This window comes from Streptomyces sp. NPDC033845 (genome assembly GCF_055576225.1).
Map to the genome: position 1 here is coordinate 245,700 of NZ_JBVIRI010000003.1, position 14,744 is coordinate 260,443.

13 protein-coding genes and 1 pseudogene are annotated in these 14,744 nt (G+C 74.3%); 6 read left to right on the forward strand and 8 right to left on the reverse strand.

All coding sequences use genetic code 11. From position 1 onward, the window contains the following. Positions 1-150: 150 nt before the first annotated feature. Positions 151-1,047, reverse strand: coding sequence for an ATP-dependent DNA ligase (locus ACZ50K_RS08155; RefSeq protein WP_468899040.1), 897 nt, complete (start codon positions 1,045-1,047; stop codon positions 151-153). Then, complete coding sequence (gene ligD, locus ACZ50K_RS08160) at positions 1,044-1,961, reverse strand: non-homologous end-joining DNA ligase (RefSeq protein ID WP_468899042.1); 918 nt, start codon at positions 1,959-1,961, stop codon at positions 1,044-1,046. The genes ACZ50K_RS08155 and ligD overlap by 4 nt, the downstream gene beginning before the upstream one ends. Before the next feature lie 31 nt (positions 1,962-1,992). On the opposite strand from ligD, the gene ku reads away from it, so the two are divergent. Then, the gene (gene ku / locus ACZ50K_RS08165) at positions 1,993-3,201 is read left to right on the forward strand and encodes a non-homologous end joining protein Ku (protein WP_468899044.1); all 1,209 of its coding nucleotides are present in this window, start codon (positions 1,993-1,995) and stop codon (positions 3,199-3,201) included. Between the two features lie 34 nt (positions 3,202-3,235). Here ku and ACZ50K_RS08170 read toward each other — a convergent pair whose 3' ends face one another. Then, positions 3,236-4,111, reverse strand: a complete 876-nt coding sequence (locus ACZ50K_RS08170; RefSeq protein WP_468899046.1) for a nuclease-related domain-containing protein — start codon at positions 4,109-4,111, stop codon at positions 3,236-3,238. A 225-nt stretch (positions 4,112-4,336) separates the two neighbouring features. Here ACZ50K_RS08170 and ACZ50K_RS08175 point away from each other — a divergent pair, with 225 nt between their 5' ends. From ACZ50K_RS08175 to ACZ50K_RS08185, 3 genes are all read left to right on the forward strand, one after another. Then, a complete protein-coding gene (locus ACZ50K_RS08175; protein WP_468899048.1) occupies positions 4,337-4,990 on the forward strand; it encodes a hypothetical protein in 654 nt (217 codons plus the stop codon). A gap of 86 nt (positions 4,991-5,076) precedes the next feature. Next, positions 5,077-5,826, forward strand: a complete 750-nt coding sequence (locus tag ACZ50K_RS08180; RefSeq protein WP_468899050.1) for a hypothetical protein — start codon at positions 5,077-5,079, stop codon at positions 5,824-5,826. Continuing rightward, complete coding sequence (locus ACZ50K_RS08185) at positions 5,823-7,169, forward strand: histidine kinase dimerization/phospho-acceptor domain-containing protein (RefSeq protein WP_468899053.1); 1,347 nt, start codon at positions 5,823-5,825, stop codon at positions 7,167-7,169. The genes ACZ50K_RS08180 and ACZ50K_RS08185 overlap by 4 nt, the downstream gene beginning before the upstream one ends. On the opposite strand, the gene ACZ50K_RS08190 is transcribed toward ACZ50K_RS08185, so the two are convergent. From ACZ50K_RS08190 to ACZ50K_RS08200, 3 genes are read right to left on the reverse strand one after another with little or no spacing between them, the layout of a single operon-like run. Further along, the gene (locus tag ACZ50K_RS08190) at positions 7,166-7,438 is read right to left on the reverse strand and encodes a hypothetical protein (protein ID WP_468899056.1); all 273 of its coding nucleotides are present in this window, start codon (positions 7,436-7,438) and stop codon (positions 7,166-7,168) included. The genes ACZ50K_RS08185 and ACZ50K_RS08190 overlap by 4 nt on opposite strands. 10 nt (positions 7,439-7,448) lie before the next feature. Continuing rightward, positions 7,449-8,216, reverse strand: a complete 768-nt coding sequence (locus ACZ50K_RS08195) for a TetR/AcrR family transcriptional regulator (RefSeq protein ID WP_468899058.1) — start codon at positions 8,214-8,216, stop codon at positions 7,449-7,451. Between the two features lie 40 nt (positions 8,217-8,256). Continuing rightward, on the reverse strand, positions 8,257-9,186 hold the full coding sequence (locus ACZ50K_RS08200; RefSeq protein WP_468899061.1) for an AurF N-oxygenase family protein: 930 nt from the start codon (positions 9,184-9,186) through the stop codon (positions 8,257-8,259). Between the two features lie 181 nt (positions 9,187-9,367). On the opposite strand from ACZ50K_RS08200, the gene ACZ50K_RS08205 reads away from it, so the two are divergent. After that, the gene (locus ACZ50K_RS08205) at positions 9,368-10,516 is read left to right on the forward strand and encodes a ferritin-like domain-containing protein (protein WP_468899064.1); all 1,149 of its coding nucleotides are present in this window, start codon (positions 9,368-9,370) and stop codon (positions 10,514-10,516) included. On the opposite strand, the gene ACZ50K_RS08210 is transcribed toward ACZ50K_RS08205, so the two are convergent. Next, a complete protein-coding gene (locus ACZ50K_RS08210; protein WP_468899066.1) occupies positions 10,491-11,948 on the reverse strand; it encodes a penicillin-binding transpeptidase domain-containing protein in 1,458 nt (485 codons plus the stop codon). The genes ACZ50K_RS08205 and ACZ50K_RS08210 overlap by 26 nt on opposite strands. Further along, on the reverse strand, positions 11,945-13,318 hold the full coding sequence (locus tag ACZ50K_RS08215) for an FtsW/RodA/SpoVE family cell cycle protein (protein ID WP_468899883.1): 1,374 nt from the start codon (positions 13,316-13,318) through the stop codon (positions 11,945-11,947). Before ACZ50K_RS08215 ends, ACZ50K_RS08210 begins: the two co-directional genes overlap by 4 nt. A gap of 699 nt (positions 13,319-14,017) precedes the next feature. Here ACZ50K_RS08215 and ACZ50K_RS08220 point away from each other — a divergent pair. Continuing rightward, positions 14,018-14,623, forward strand: a pseudogene (locus ACZ50K_RS08220) (C40 family peptidase); the annotation flags it as partial. Between the last annotated feature and the right edge of the window lie 121 nt (positions 14,624-14,744).

Consider the following 14,744-nt stretch of genomic DNA (forward strand, 5'->3'; position numbering starts at 1 on the left):
GGTACAGGTACTCGGGCAGGGGCCGGTACGGAAGCGCATCGGGGGCGCTCCGTACCGGCCCCTTTCTGCCGTCCGCACAGCCGAGCCGTCCGCACAGCCGAGCCGTCCGCACAGCCGAGGGGGCAGGCGGCGGGGGGCAGGCGGCTGGGGTCACGGGTCGGTGCGGAGGCGGAGGATCTCGGGGGGCGGGTGGCGGGTGCTGGTGTGGCGGACCTCCGCGGAGAGGGGCGGGTCGATCAGCCGGTAGGGGACCTCGCCGAGGCCGATGGCGGTGACGGTGCCGCCGGCGGCCCTGGTGGCGGGGGCCCGGGCGGCCAGGGCGGCCGCCACCTCGGTGCTCAGGGCGGGCGGGAGCGGGCTGGAGACCAGGGGGGCCTCGTCCTCGTCGCCGGGCAGCACCAGGACCAGGGCGACCGGGCGGCGGGCCGGGCCGGTCCAGCCGATCACGGCGGCGTCCAGGGTGTCGGTGTGCCGGAGCTTCTGCCAGGCGCGCCGGCCGGCCGGGTAGGGCTGGTCGAGCCGTTTGATGACCAGGCCCTCGATCCCGCTGGCGGGCAGGGTCTCGTACCAGGTGGCGGCCAGGTCGGGGTCGGTGGTCATGGGGACCGGCTGGAGCGGCGGGCCCAGCGGGAGCAGCAGGTCGACGAGGAGGGAGCGGCGGCGTTCGTAGGGGCGGCCGGTGAGGTCCAGTCCGGCGAGCGAGAGGACGTCGAAGGCGGCGTACGAGGCGGGCAGGGTGCGGGCGAGGAGGGCGGCGCGGGCGCCGGTCGCGGCGGCGGCCCGGCGCTGTACGAGGGCGAAGTCGGTGCGGCCGGCGTGCCAGATCACCACCTCCCCGTCGAGCACGGTGTCGGCCGGGAGCTGCCGGGCGGCGGCCGCGAGGTCGGGGAAGGCGGAGGTGACGATCCGGCCGGAGCGGGCCTGGAGCACCACCTCGGCGGGGGTGCGGCTGATGACCAGCCGGTGGCCGTCGAACTTGGGCTCGTAGGCGAGTCCGGGCCCGCGGGGCAGGGTCCGTACGGCGGTGGCGAGGGCGACCCGGATCATCTCGGGGGCCTGGTTTCCCGGCGACCGGTGCCGGGCAGGGGGCGGGCCCCGGCGGGATCGGTGAGCGGGGCGAACAGGTCGCCGTGGCGGGCCAGTCTCGGCGGGATGTGCTCGGCGAGGAAGACCAGCTGCTCGGGGCGGGCGCAGGCCTCCACCTCGGCCCAGGAGACCGGGGTGGAGACGGTCGGGCGGGTGCGGGCGCGCAGGGTGTAGGGGGCGGCGGTGGTCTTGGCGGCGGCGTTCTGGCTGTGGTCCACGAAGACCTTGCCGGGGCGCAGGGCCTTGGCCATCCGGTGCACGACCAGGGCGGGGAGTTCCGCTTCCGCCTCCTGGGCGAGCAGCTTGGCGTACGCCGAAACCTGTTCGGAGGGGGTGGGTTCCAGGGCGGCGGCCAGGTGCAGTCCCTTGGAGCCGGAGGTCTTGGCGTACGCCTGGAGGCCGTCGGCGGCCAGCCGGTCGCGGAGCCAGAGCGCGGCGGCGCAGCATTCGACGACGGTGGCGGGGGCGCCGGGGTCCAGGTCGAGGACCAGCCGGTCGGCGATCCCGGGGGTGTCGGCGGGCCACTGCGGGGTGTGCAGTTCCACGACCAGGTTGGCCGCCCAGATCAGGCTGGGGAGGTCGGCGAGGACCAGCTGCTCGGCCCGCTGGGCGGTGCTCCGGGGCACCCGGGCCCTCCTCACCCATTCGGGTGTGCCGGGCGGCGGGTTCTTGGTGAAGAACAGCTGGCCCTCCGGGCCGTCGGGATAACGGAGGAAGGACACCGGGCGGTCGTGGACATGGCTGAGCAGCGGGTCCGCGACCGTGGCGTAGTAGTGCAGCACCTCGCCCTTGGTGAAGCCGGTCTCCGGATAGAGGACCTTGTCGAGATTGGTGAGGGTCAGGCGACGCCCCTCCACCGATGTGATCGGCGTCATACGATGAGACTGCCACGAATAAGGAGGAACCGTGCGATCCATCTGGAACGGTGCGATCTCCTTCGGTTTGGTCAGCATTCCGATCAAACTGGTGAACGCCACCGAGAACCATTCGATCTCCTTCCGTCAGATCCATCTGGCGGACGGCGGCCGGGTCCGCTACCGGAAGGTGTGCGAGCTCGACGGGGAGGAGGTGGCGGCGGCCGACATCGGCAAGGGGTACGAGGAGGCCGACGGCACCATCCTGCCGATCACGGACGAGGACCTGGCGCAGTTGCCGCTGCCCACCGCGAAGACGATCGAGATCGTGTCCTTCGTGCCGGCCTCCGAGATCGATCCGCTGCAGATGGACGCCGCGTACTACCTGGCGGCGAACGGGGTGCCGGCCGCCAAGCCGTACACCCTGCTGCGGGAGGCGCTGAAACGGAGCGAGAAGGTGGCCATCGCCAAGTTCGCACTGCGCGGACGGGAGCGGCTCGGCATGCTGCGGGTGGTCGGCGAGGTGATCGCCATGCACGGGCTGCTGTGGCCGGACGAGATCCGGGCACCCGAAGGGGTCGCCCCGGAAACCAAGGTGACGGTGCGGGACGCCGAGCTCGATCTGGCGGACGCGCTGATGGCGACGCTGGGCGAGGTGGAGGTCGCCTCGCTGCACGACGACTACCGCGAGGCGGTCGAGTCGATGCTGGCGGCGAAGGCGGCGGCGGGCGCCGGGATCGAACCGGAACTGCCGGCCGACGGGGCGGCCGAGCCGAGCGGCCAGGTGATCGACCTGATGGCGGCGCTGGAGCGGAGCGTACGGGCGGCGAAGGAATCGCGCGGCGAGGCCGCCGGCGCCTCCGGCGCCGCTGGCACCTCTGCCGATGGCGGCTCCGGGGCGTCGGCCGAGGTGACGCCGATCGGGCGCAAGCGGGCCGCGCGCCGGGCGGACGCCGGTCAGGAGGATACGGAGCGGTCGGCGCCGGCCACCGCGCCGAAGGGCGCGGGGCGCGGGGCGGCGAAGGCGGCCGGTGCGGGCACCGGGGCCCGGAAGAGCACCGCCGGGGGCGGTGGCGGTGGCGCGAAGCGGGCGGCGGCGGGTGCGCCCAAGGCCGTGGGCGGCAAGAAGTCGACCGCGGCGGCGGCGAAGAAGACCACCGCCTCGGCCGCGGCGAAGAAGACCACCTCGAAGACGGCCGCGGCCAAGAAGACCACGGCCGCTCCGAAGAAGACCACCCCGCGCAAACGCACCTCGGCCTGACCGACCCGGCCCGGCCCGGCCCGCCCCGGCCGGGTCAGTGGTCCGGGGTCGTCCAGGTCCGGCGGTCGCGGGCGGTGGCGTAGAGGGCTTCGATGTCGGCCGGTTTCAGGACGCCGGCCTCCCGGGAGAGTTCCGGGGTGACCCCCGGGCGCAGGATGCGGACGTCGCGCAGGGTGGGGGCCACCTCTATCCGGGAGGCGTCCACCAGGGCCAGCGCGGGGACGACCTCGACCGCCGGGCCGCGGCCCGCGCGGCTGACCGCCAGGGCCCGCCCCGCGCGGGTGGCCGCCAGGGCGCGGCCGGCCCGGGCGGCCGCCCGGCGGGTCCAGCGCGGGTCGGAGCGGGGTTCGGCCCGGCCGACGGTGACCAGCAGGTCGCCGACCCGGGCGCACTGCCGGCGGCCGGGCACCGAGCGGACGCACAGCACCCCGGCCGGCCCGATCAGCAGGTGGTCGATGCGGCCGGCGCCCGGCAGCGGCACCGCGTGCAGCACCCGCCAGCCGGCCGTCTCCAGTTCGTCCAGTTCCTCGCCCATCCGCTGCTGGGCGAGGAGGTCCTGGCGGAGCCGGTGCCGGGCCCGGGCGCCGATCGTCCCCAGTCCGTGTTCGAACTCGCCGAGCAGGGCCTCGCCGGGCCGGTTGGGGGCGAGGTCCTCGTCCGGCGGGAGGGCCAGCCGGGCCAGGTCGGCCCGGGTGGGCACCGGCGGCGGGCCGACGGTGTAGGTGCCGGTCAGATAGGGCCGGAGCGCGTCCAGGACCTCTTCGCTCTGCTCCTCCGAGAGCACGCTGACCCGGCCGGTCTCCCGGTCGTACCAGGCCACGCTGCGCCCGTCGGGTGTGTTCACGTACAGCCGTCCGCGGCCGTTGCGTCCGGCCGGGCGGACCCTGAGTCCGCGTGCAGTCCTCGCCATCGGCGTCACCCCCGGCGTCCATGGGAGCAGCCGGGGGGCGGTCGCGGCAATCCCCCGGTGGGGGCCGGTCGGGGCGCGGGGTGCCGGGTCACCCGATCCGGCGGTCGTGTAACGACTCCGGCGGCACAGTGCCGGGCGGCTGTTACAGAGTCGGCGCTCTGCCGCAACGGCGGCCCTTTACGTTGTGCTGACAGAGCAGTCACCGCCGGAGAAGAAGGAATCGCCGTGAGCACCGCCCGTCGCCGTCCCCTCGTCCGCGCCGCCGCCGTCGCCGCCGTGTGTGCCGCCGGTGCGCTGGCCCTGCCGGCGGCGACCGCCGTCGCGGACACCGTGCCGGCCGGGGCCGCCCGGACGCTGGTGCAGAGCCTGACCCTGGCGGACGGGGTCTCCACCGCCCGTGTGTACCGGGTGGGTACGGGCGGCTACCAGGCCGAGGTGACCACCGGGGGCACCCGGGTGGCCGGGCTGAGCAGCCTGGACGGCACCACCGGCTACGGCGGTACGGACGCCCTGCGGCTCTCGCTGCGGCCGGACGGGCGGCTGTCCTCCTGGCTGCCGGCCACCATCCACCGGGCCGGCGACACCGGCGGGCACGGCCGCCCCGGCGAGCAGGCGGACCAGGACGGGGCCCCGGTGCGGAAGACCGCCCGGCGGACCGCCGCCGGCAGCACCGCCGACAGCACGGCCGAGACCACCGCCGAGACCGGTACGGGCACGGCTCCGCGGGCCTTCGGGCCGACCGAGGCGCTGCGGCTGGACACCCTGTCGGAGGGCCCCGGCGAGGGGATGCTGCTGCTCGCGGCGGGCGGCGGGATGGCCGCCGTCGGCGCCGCCGGGCTGGGCTTCGCGATGCTGCGCCGGGGCCGCACCGAGGCCTGATCGGCCAAAAGTACGAGGACTTTCGTCCGTATGTCCGCATAAGGTGGGACGGCAAGCGTCCCTGGTTGTGTGGAGGTCGGAGGTCCGTGAACCCGCCGCCCTCCCCTTCCCGGAACCGCCGCGGCCGCCGGTCGCGCGCCGCCGCCGGAGCCCTCGCGGCGGCCGGTGCACTGGTGCTGCTGAGCGGCTGCGGGGAGGCCACCGGCGGGCTGGAGAGCGCCGGGCCCACCCCCACCGCGAACGGCCCGGTGCACCTGTGGCCGGGGCGTGCGGGAGCGGTGGTGCCGCCGGCCGATCCGGGCGGGGCGCCGCCCGAGTACGTCAAGGGGCTGCCCCCGGTGGTGGGCCAGAACGTGCACTCGGTGGATCCGGTGGCGCTGGTGCAGGCCGAGCTGAGGTCGCACGGCAGCCAGGACGTGGGCCCGAACGGGATGCCGGCCGGGACCGCCGAGGCGATCCGGGCGTGCAAGCCGGGACAGGCCGGGGACGAGGGCGGTGCGGCCGGCGGATGCCCGGTGCTGCGGCCGTACTACCGGGACCTCACCGGCAACCGCCAGGACGAGCTGATCGTCGGCGTCGAGTTCCCGGGTCCCGAGCACCTGATGTCGGTACGGGTCTACACCGCCGACCCGGACGGCCGGCTGAACCGGATCATGGCCACCACCGAGCCGGTGATCAGCGTGGAGCTGGCCGGCCGTGACGTGATCCTGCGGATGCCGAGCGGCAACCCGGGCTACGAGCTGTCCACCGCCTGGTCCTGGGACGACCGGCAGCGGACGATGCTGCCGACCCGGGAGCAGATCACCCGGGTGCCGGCGCCGGAGGGCGGCCGGTGAGCCGCCGGAGCTTCCGTTCGCGCGCCCCCCGGCTGCCGGCCTGGACCGCGACGCTGACCTTCAAGTCGGCCTGCTTCATCGTGATCATGTGCTGTGCGCTGGCGGCGGTGCTGGGCGCGCTGGTGCACGTGGAGGTGACCCGGCAGACGGTGGCCACGGCCCGGGACAAGGCGCTGGTGAAGCTGACCGAGGCGGCCCGGCACTACGAGGCGGGCGAGGCGCTGCCGCCCGGTTCGGGGATCGATCCCGGCCAGCTGCCGGAGACGCTGCGGGAGCTGGCGCTGTCCGGGCAGCGCGGCACCCTGGTCGCCGACACCGAGGGCCGCCCCATGATGTGGGCGGCGGCCCCGGCGGACGGCCGGGTGCTGGCCACCGCCGTGGACTACACCCAGTCCGCGCGGACCATCGGCGGCCTGGACAACGCGATCATCGGCTCCTCGGTGCTGGCCATCGGCGGCACCCTGCTGGTCGGGGCGTTCGCGGTCACCCGGGTCACCCGCCGGCTGCACCAGACGGCGACGGTGGCCCGGCGGATCAGCCGGGGCGATCTGGACGCGCGCGTCGGGGATCCGCGGGTCGGGGACCCGGACCGGCACCAGGACGAGGTGGCGACGGTCGCGGGGGCCCTGGACACCATGGCGGCCTCGCTGCAGACGAAGCTGCTCAGCGAGCAGCGGTTCACCGCGGACGTGGCGCACGAGCTGCGCACCCCGCTGACCGGTCTGCAGGCGGCGTCCGAGCTGCTGCCGGAGAGCCGGCCGACGGAGCTGGTGCGGGAGCGGGTGCGGACGATGCGGCAGCTGACCGAGGACCTGCTGGAGATCTCCCGGCTGGATTCGGGCAGCGAGCGGGTGGAGTCGGAGCCGCAGCGGCTGGGGCCGCTGGCGGAGCGGGTGGTCCGGGCCTCCGGGACGGCCACCGAGGTGGTGGTGGTGAGCGATCTGGTGGTGGAGACGGACCGGCGGCGGCTGGAGCGGGTGCTGGGCAATCTGGTGGGGAACGCGCACCGGCACGGCCGGGCGCCGGTGGTCCTGACCGTGGACGGTCCGGTGGTGACCGTCCGGGACCACGGTTCCGGCTATCCGGACTACCTGGTGGCGCACGGCCCGCAGCGGTTCCGTACGGAGCCCCGGGCGGGCGCCAAGGGCACCGGGCTGGGGCTCACCATCGCGGCCGGGCAGGCGGCGGTGCTGGGCGCGGAGCTCCGCTTCGGCAACGCGGCCGACGGCGGCGCGGTCGCGGTGCTGCGGCTGCCCGACCCGGCGCCCGGAGACGGCCACGGCCACGGCGAAGGCCATGGCGCCGCGGACGGCGGACGGCCGGACGGGCCGGACGTCCCCTAGGGCTGTCGCGGGGACCTGGTCCAGGGCCAGCGGGGCTTCGGCTTCACCCCGGTGGGGTCGTACTCGTACTTCCAGCCGCGCTGGAGGTGCAGCCGCTTGGTGTAGCCGGAGGGGACCCGCTTGTAGAGCAGTACGGTCGGGGGGCCGCCGGCCGCGTCCGGGACCGGGATCTCGTACCACTTCGGCGGGTGGCCGGTGGGGCCGAGGAGGATCGGCAGGGTCCGGCCGTCCATCGGACCGCCCTCGAAGGGGGTGGGTTCGCTTCTCACTCCCCCAGTGTCACAGCAGGTGGGCGGCCTCGGAGACCACCGGGACCACCCGCCGGGCCAGGACCCCGACCGGGCCTTCGGCCGATTCCAGGGCGAGGGCGGCCCGGGCCGCCGCGGCGGTCTGCGGGTCGGTGGCGGCGGTGGCGGTGAGCAGGGCGATGAACTGGTCGAGCAGCCAGTCGCGGAGTTCCGAGACGGGGGGCTGCTTGCCCTCGTCGATCCAGATGAGGGAGGCGGCCTCGACGGCGGTGATCCAGGTGCGGACCATCATCCGCAGCCGGGGGCCGGGGTCGGGCACGGCCAGGTGCAGCAGGATCTGCTCGGCGGCGGTGCGGCGGATCCCGTCGACGGTGGCGGTGGTGCGGGAGGTCTCCACCACGCTGCCGCCCTGGAGGAGGGCGCTGAAGCCGGTGTCGTGGCCGTCCACGAAGGCCAGGTAGCGGTCCAGGGCGTGGCTCAGCCGCCGGGTGAGCGGGCCGGTCTGGGGTTCGGCGAAGCAGAGTGCCAGCTCCTCGGCGGCGGAGCGCAGGGCGGCCTCGTAGAGCTGCTGCTTGCCGCCGGGGAAGTAGCGGTAGACGAGCGGGCGGGAGACCCCGGCGGCCTCGGCGACGTCGTCCAGCGAGACCTCCTCGGGGGCGCGGTGCGCGAAGAGGGTCAGGGCGGCGTCGAGCAGTTCGGCGCGCCGCTGCTCGACGGTGAGCCGCCGGTACGCGCGGGGCACCGCCGGGGCGGCGGTGCCCGCCGGGGCGGCCGGGGCCGTGCGCGTGGTCCGGGTCATGTCCGCAGGGTATCCCCCCTACGGACGGGCGGACGGGCCCTCAGGCCAGCAGTCCGGAGCTCTTCCAGAGGCGGCGGCCGACCCCGCTGAGCACCCCGATGTCGTCGAGGAAGTCGGTGAGCCGCTTGGCGCCGGTCTGCATCACCTCGCGGCGGTGTCCGCTGGCCTTGACCTGGGCGACGGCCTCGCGGCGGTCCAGGCCCACGTTCTCGTAGACGGCCGGGTTGACGAAGGCGACGGAGAAGACCCGGGCGGCCTCCCCGCAGCTGACCTTGGTGAGTTCCCGCTCCCAGCGCGGGGCGGTGGCCATCTGGCGGCGGAGTTCCTCGCGGGCGTACCGGACGTGCCGGGCCTCCTCGATGACGTGGATCCGGGTGACCCCGCGGACCAGCGGCTGGATCCGCTCGTCCGGGAAGGTGAGCCGCTGCATCCAGTCCAGGATCTCCTCGCCGAGGAGGGTGCAGGCGAAGGATCCGGGGGTGGTGGAGATCGTCTTGAGGATCCGGGCCAGCTGGTGGTTCAGCCGGGTGACCGGGTACTCGGGCGAGCCGCTCTTGGTGATCATGCGGGCGAACATCATCGAGTGCCGGCATTCGTCGGCGATCTCGGTGAGGGCGTAGCGGACGTGGTTGCTGGTCAGCGACTTGTCGTAGATGTGACGGACCAGCAGCTGCATCAGGATGATCTCGAACCAGATGCCGAGGGAGGCGAGGGAGGCGGCCTCGTGGCGGGAGAGTTCGATGCGCTGCTCCTCGCCCATCCGCTTCCACAGCGGGGTGTCGTAGAGGGAGAGGAGTTCGGGCGGCCAGTAGTACTTGCCCTCGATGGGGGGTGCCTCCCAGTCGAGCTCCTTGTCCGGGTCGAAGGAGTGCTTGGCCGAGGATTCGAGGAGCCGCTCGGCGACCTGCTCGCGGTCCTTGAGCAGGCCGAGTGCGTCCCGGAGGGCGGTGCGGTCGGTCACGGTGGTCATGGCGTGGGGCACCTCGCGAGTGGGTTACCAGCGGTCACCCCTTATAAGACTGCCTGTCAGCAAGGTCGTCAATCCCTCGCGCACGACTTGTTGACCCGATGTCTACCAACGTGCTGCACTGCCAACAGACCCGTCCCGCACGGTGGATGAGCAGCACGGTGGATGAGAAGAGGGGCCGTCAGTGTCGACGAACGAGCTCTACACCACAGACCCGGGTGACACCGTCTGGCCGGTCCCGGCCTCCGGCGCCGCCCGCTTCAACTGGGAGTACGACGGCGGGCGGGACCGCCTGCTGGCCCTGTACCAGAAGGGCAAGGACAAGCAGTGGGACGGCAGCAAACGGATCGACTGGCACCTGGAGGTCGATCCGCGCGACCCGCTCGGCACCCCCGACGAGGTGCTGACCCTGCACGGCACCCGGCACTGGGCCAGGATGACCGAACGGGACAAGGGGGACCTGCGGCAGCACTACACCGCCTGGCAGTTCAGCCAGTTCCTGCACGGCGAGCAGGGTGCGATGGTGTGCGCGGCCCGGATCGTGGAGTCGGTGCCCGACCTCGACGCCAAGTTCTACTCCGCCACCCAGGCCATGGACGAGGCCCGGCACGCGGAGGTCTACTCGCGCTTCCTGCACGAGAAGGTCGGCATGCTGTACCCGATCAACGACAACCTGAAGGGGCTGCTCGGCGACACCCTCCGGGACTCCCGGTGGGACATGCCGTACCTGGGCATGCAGGTGCTGATCGAAGGGCTGGCGCTGGCCGCCTTCGGGATGATCCGCGACACCACGGACAAGCCGCTGCCCAAGCAGATCCTGACCTATGTGATGCAGGACGAGGCCCGGCACGTGGCCTTCGGGCGGATGGCGCTGCGGGACTACTACCGGCAGCTGTCCGACGCCGAACTGCGCGAGCGCGAGGAGTTCGTGATCGAGGGCTGCCATCTGATGCGGGACCGGCTGCGCGGGGTGGAGGTGCTGGAGAACTTCGGCATCCCCCGGCAGGAGGCCGCCGAGCTGACCGAGCGCTCGGAGTTCCTGCGGCTGTTCCGCAAGCTGCTGTTCAGCCGGATCGTGCCCTGCGTGAAGGACATCGGACTGTGGGGCGAGCGGCTCCAGAAGGCCTATCTGGACATGGGGGTGTTCGACCTCGGCGACTCCAGCCTGGACCTGCTGATGGCCCAGGACGAGGAGCTGGCGGACCGGCTGGACGCGGAGCGGTTCGCGGCCGAGGAGGCCGCCCGGGTCGCCGAGGTCGCGGCCGCCGTCGCGGCGGGCGCGGCCGGCCCGGGGCCCGGGGCCGGCGCTACGGACGCAGCGCCGCCTGCATGACCGCCCGGGCGATCGGGGCGGCCGCGCTGTTGCCGCTGATGTCGCGCCGGTCGGCGGCCGCGTCCTCCACCACCACCGCCACCGCCACCTCGGGCACCGGCGCCCGGTCGCTCCTGGCCCAGGCGATGAACCAGGCGTACGGGGTGCCCGCGTTCCCCACCCCGTGCTGGGCGGTGCCGGTCTTGCCGCCGACGGTGGCGCCGGGGATGGCCGCGTTGCGGCCGGTGCCGTCCTCCACCACGTCCACCATCAGCCGCTGCACCCGCTGGGCCGTGCCCGGGCTCATGGCCCGGCCCAGGATGGTGCGGGCGGTGCGGCGGACCGGGTCGCCGTCCGCCTGGGTGGCGGCCTCCACCAGATAGGGGGCCGGGAGCTCCCCGCCGTTGGCCACCGCCGCCGCCACCATCGCCATCTGGAGCGGGGTGGCCTTGGTGTTGAACTGCCCGATGGACGACAGGGCCAGCTGGTCCCGGCTCATGTCCGTGTCGAAGTCGGAGCGGGACACCCAGGAGGGCACCCGCAGACCCGCGTCGTTGAAGCCGAATCGTTCCGCCGCGGCCACCATCCGGTGCAGCCCCACCTGGACGCCGATCTTCGCCATCACCGTGTTGCAGGACCGGCGCACCGCCTCCGCCATCGAGGCGTCCTCGCAGCCCGTCGAGGCGTTCGGCAGCAGGGTGCGGGTGCCGGGCAGCGGATACGGGTCGGGGGTGCGGGTCGGGGCGTCCACATCGGTGACCACCCCGGCGTCCAGGGCGGCCGCCGCCGTCACGATCTTGAAGGTGGAGCCCGGCGGATAGGTCTCCCGCAGCGCCCGGTTCAGCATCGGCCGGGTGGGGTCGGCGTTCAGCCGGGCCCAGGCGGCGGCCACCTGGCCGCCGGTGCCGGACAGCACCCCCGGCTCGTAGGAGGGGCTGCTCACCAGGGCCAGGATCCGGCCGGTGGCCGGCTCCAGCGCGGCCACCGCGCCCCGTTTCCCGGCCAGCCCCCGGTAGGCGGCCTCCTGGAGCCGGGCCTTCACCGTGGTGGCCACGTTCCCGCCGGCCGGGCGGCCCCGGGACAGGTCGTACCAGAGCGGCAGCACGGACAGTCCGGAGTCGGTGCCGGCCAGGATCCCGTCCTCGGCCCGCTCCACGAAGCTGGTGCCGTAGGTCTGCGAGGAGAAGCCGGTGACCGGAGCGTAGAGCGGCCCGTTGGTGTACGTCCGCTCGTGGCGCAGCAGCTGGCGGCTGTCCCGGGTCCCGGTGACCGGCCGGCCGTCCACCAGGATGTTCCCGCGCGGCTGGGCGTACCGGGCGATCGCGGCCCGCTTGTTCGCCGGGTTGGCCGCCAGCGATCCGGCGTCCACCAGCTGCACCCGGGCGGCGTTGACCAGCAGGGCGACCAGCAGCAGCGCGCAGAAGTAGGCGCACCAGCGGATGTACCGGATCATCCGGCCTCCTCCCGGGTGTTCTCGGCGGCGGCCGGGCGGGGGCGGCGGGCGCAGTCGCTCAGCCGGACCAGCAGGGCCACGATGATCCAGTTGGTGACCACCGAGGAGCCGCCCTGGGCCAGGAAGGGCATGGCCATGCCGGTGAGCGGGATCAGACCGGTCACTCCCCCGGCGATCACGAACACCTGGAGGGCGATGATCGAGGCCAGGCCGGTGGCGAGCAGCCGACCGAAGGGGTCGCGGACCGCGAGGCCCGCCTCGAAACCCCGGGCGACCAGCAGTCCGTAGAGCAGCAGCAGGGCGACCAGGCCGGCCAGGCCCAGCTCCTCCCCCACCGTGGCCAGGATGAAGTCGGACTTGGCGGCGAAGCCGATCAGGAAGGACTGGCCCTCGCCGAGACCGGCGCCCAGCAACCCGCCCGCGCCGAACGCGAACAGGGACTGGGCGAGCTGGCCGGGGCCCTCGCCGCGCCGGATGGAGGCGAAGGGGTCGAGCCAGTCCTCGACCCGGCCGTGCACGTGCGGTTCGAAGGTGCCCACCAGACAGGCGCCGAGACCGGCCAGCAGCAGGCCCACGGCGATCCAGCCGATCCGGCCGGTGGCGGTGAACAGCATGATGACGAACAGCCCGAAGAAGAGCAGCGAGGTGCCGAGGTCGCGTTCCAGGACCAGCACCCCGACGCTGAGCAGCCAGATCGTGAGGATCGGGCCGAGCACCCGCATCGGGAGCATCCGCAGGAACCAGATCCGGCGCCCGGTGAGGGCCAGCGCGGTGCGGTTGGCGGCCAGATAGGCGGCGAAGAACACGGCGAGCAGGATCTTGGCGAACTCGCCCGGCTGGAAGGAGAATCCGGCCACCCGGATCCAGATGTGCGCCCCGTTGACCGGCGGGAACAGGACGGGGACCAGCATCAGGGCCAGGGCCGCGACCACCGAGAGATAGGCGTACCGCTGGAGGACCCGGTGGTCGCGCAGGCCCGCCAGCACCAGGATGAACAGGCCGATGCCCAGGGCCGACCAGATCAGCTGGGTGCCGGCGGCCGGATGGGCGGGGGTGGTGAGGTCCAGCCGCTGGATGAGGACCAGTCCGAGTCCGTTGAGCAGGACGGCGATGGGCAGCAGCACCGGGTCGGCGTACGGGGCGGCGAACCGGACGGCCAGGTGCGCGAGGAGGGCGGCGGCGGCCAGGCCCGCGGCGTAGCGGGAGGCCTCGGCGGGGACGTGGCCGACGGTGGTCAGGCCGACGTGGAGGTAGCCGAGGACGGAGAGGGCGACGGCCCCGGCGAGCAGGGCCAGCTCGATGCCGCTGCGTCTGGGGTGTACTCCGGGTGGCGGAGCGGGGTCCGAGGGGTCCGCCACCTTTGCCGTCAATGCGGTCATATGGGAAACGTAGCAAGCTCGCTGAGGTTATGTCCGACTATGTCATAGTGAGCCGAAGAGTCGTCAGAAGTCACCCCGAAGGAGTTCAGCGCGGCGAGGTCCCGCCTGCTCGCCCCCTGACGGGCCGGGCCGGCCCCGCGGGAGCGCATCCGTCCCGTGCGCCGGTGGGCCGGGCGGGTGAGGGGGGTGACACGGCCGACCCGGGTGGCGGATTCGTCATACCGGTCATGGCACGATCGCCGCCTCGGAGGTGACCCCATGTCATATCGGCTGCTGCGCGCCGTCTGCACCGCCGCGGTGCTCCTCGCCGCCCTGCCCGGCGGCACCGCCCCGGCCACCGCCGCCCCGGCGCCCGCGCCCGCCCCCGCTCCGGAACCCGCGCCGGCGCCGCCCGCGGCGGCCGTGCCCGCCGATGTCGGGCAGCTGCTGGTGCGGTTGCAGGGGCTGTACCAGCGGGCCGAGGAGGCGACCGAGGCGTACAACGCCACCGAGGTCGCGCTCAAGGCCCGGCAGGAGCAGGAGCGGAGGCTCAGCGGGGACCTGGGACGGGCCCGGGAGCTGCTCGGGCGGGAGCGGGCGGAGGCCGGGCGGCTGGCCCGGTCCCAGTACCAGGAGGCCTCGGGCGGACTCTCCCCGTACGCCCGGATGATGCTGTCCGGCGATCCGCAGCGGGCCCTGGAGCAGCAGCGGATGAACCGCCGGGAGGCGCTCCACCAGGCAGCCTTGGTGTCCCGGCTGGAGGGGGCCGAGAAGCGGGCCGGCACCCTGGCCGGGCAGGCCCGCAAGGCGCTGGACGGGCAGCGGGAGCTGGCCGCCCGGCAGAAGGCGGCCCAGGAGGAGGCCGGAAACCGGCTCAAGGAGGTCGAGCGGCTGCTGGCCTCGCTGACCGCCGAGCAGCTCACCCAGCTCTCGGTCCGCGAGCGGGCCGACGACGCCAAGGCCCAGCGGGACCTGGAGGACTCGGGCCGGCTGCCGGCCCGGACCGGGACCCCCACGGCGGCCGGCGGGACCGCCCTCGGCTACGCGGCGGCACAGCTCGGCAAACCGTACCTGTGGGGTGCGGAGGGACCCGGTTCCTTCGACTGCTCCGGGCTCACCTCGCAGGCCTGGGCCCATGCCGGCCGGTCCATCCCGCGCACCAGCCAGGAGCAGTGGGCCCGGCTGCCGAGGGTCCCGCTGGACCGGCTGCGCCCCGGTGACCTGGTGGTGTACTTCCCCAAGGCCACCCATGTGGCGATCTACGCCGGGGACGGCAAGGTCATCCAGGCGCCCCGGCCGGGGGCCCGGGTCAAGGTGTCCCCGATCGCCGCGAACCCGCTGCTCGGCGCGGTCCGCCCGGACCCGGCGGGGACCCCGCTGGACCCCTCGGACTACAGCCCGCCGCGGCTGTCGGAGGCGGCCGCGGCGGGGGACGACA

Excerpts from the sequence above, each read along its gene's own strand:
- ACZ50K_RS08195 (WP_468899058.1), bottom strand. The coding sequence starts at position 8,216 with ATGACCCGGACCACGCGCACGGCCCCGGCCGCCCCGGCGGGCACCGCC.
- ACZ50K_RS08170 (WP_468899046.1), bottom strand. The coding sequence starts at position 4,111 with ATGGCGAGGACTGCACGCGGACTCAGGGTCCGCCCGGCCGGACGCAAC.
- ACZ50K_RS08200 (WP_468899061.1), bottom strand. The coding sequence starts at position 9,186 with ATGACCACCGTGACCGACCGCACCGCCCTCCGGGACGCACTCGGCCTG.
- ACZ50K_RS08210 (WP_468899066.1), bottom strand. The coding sequence starts at position 11,948 with ATGATCCGGTACATCCGCTGGTGCGCCTACTTCTGCGCGCTGCTGCTG.
- ACZ50K_RS08155 (WP_468899040.1), bottom strand. The coding sequence starts at position 1,047 with ATGATCCGGGTCGCCCTCGCCACCGCCGTACGGACCCTGCCCCGCGGG.
- ligD (WP_468899042.1), bottom strand. The coding sequence starts at position 1,961 with ATGACGCCGATCACATCGGTGGAGGGGCGTCGCCTGACCCTCACCAAT.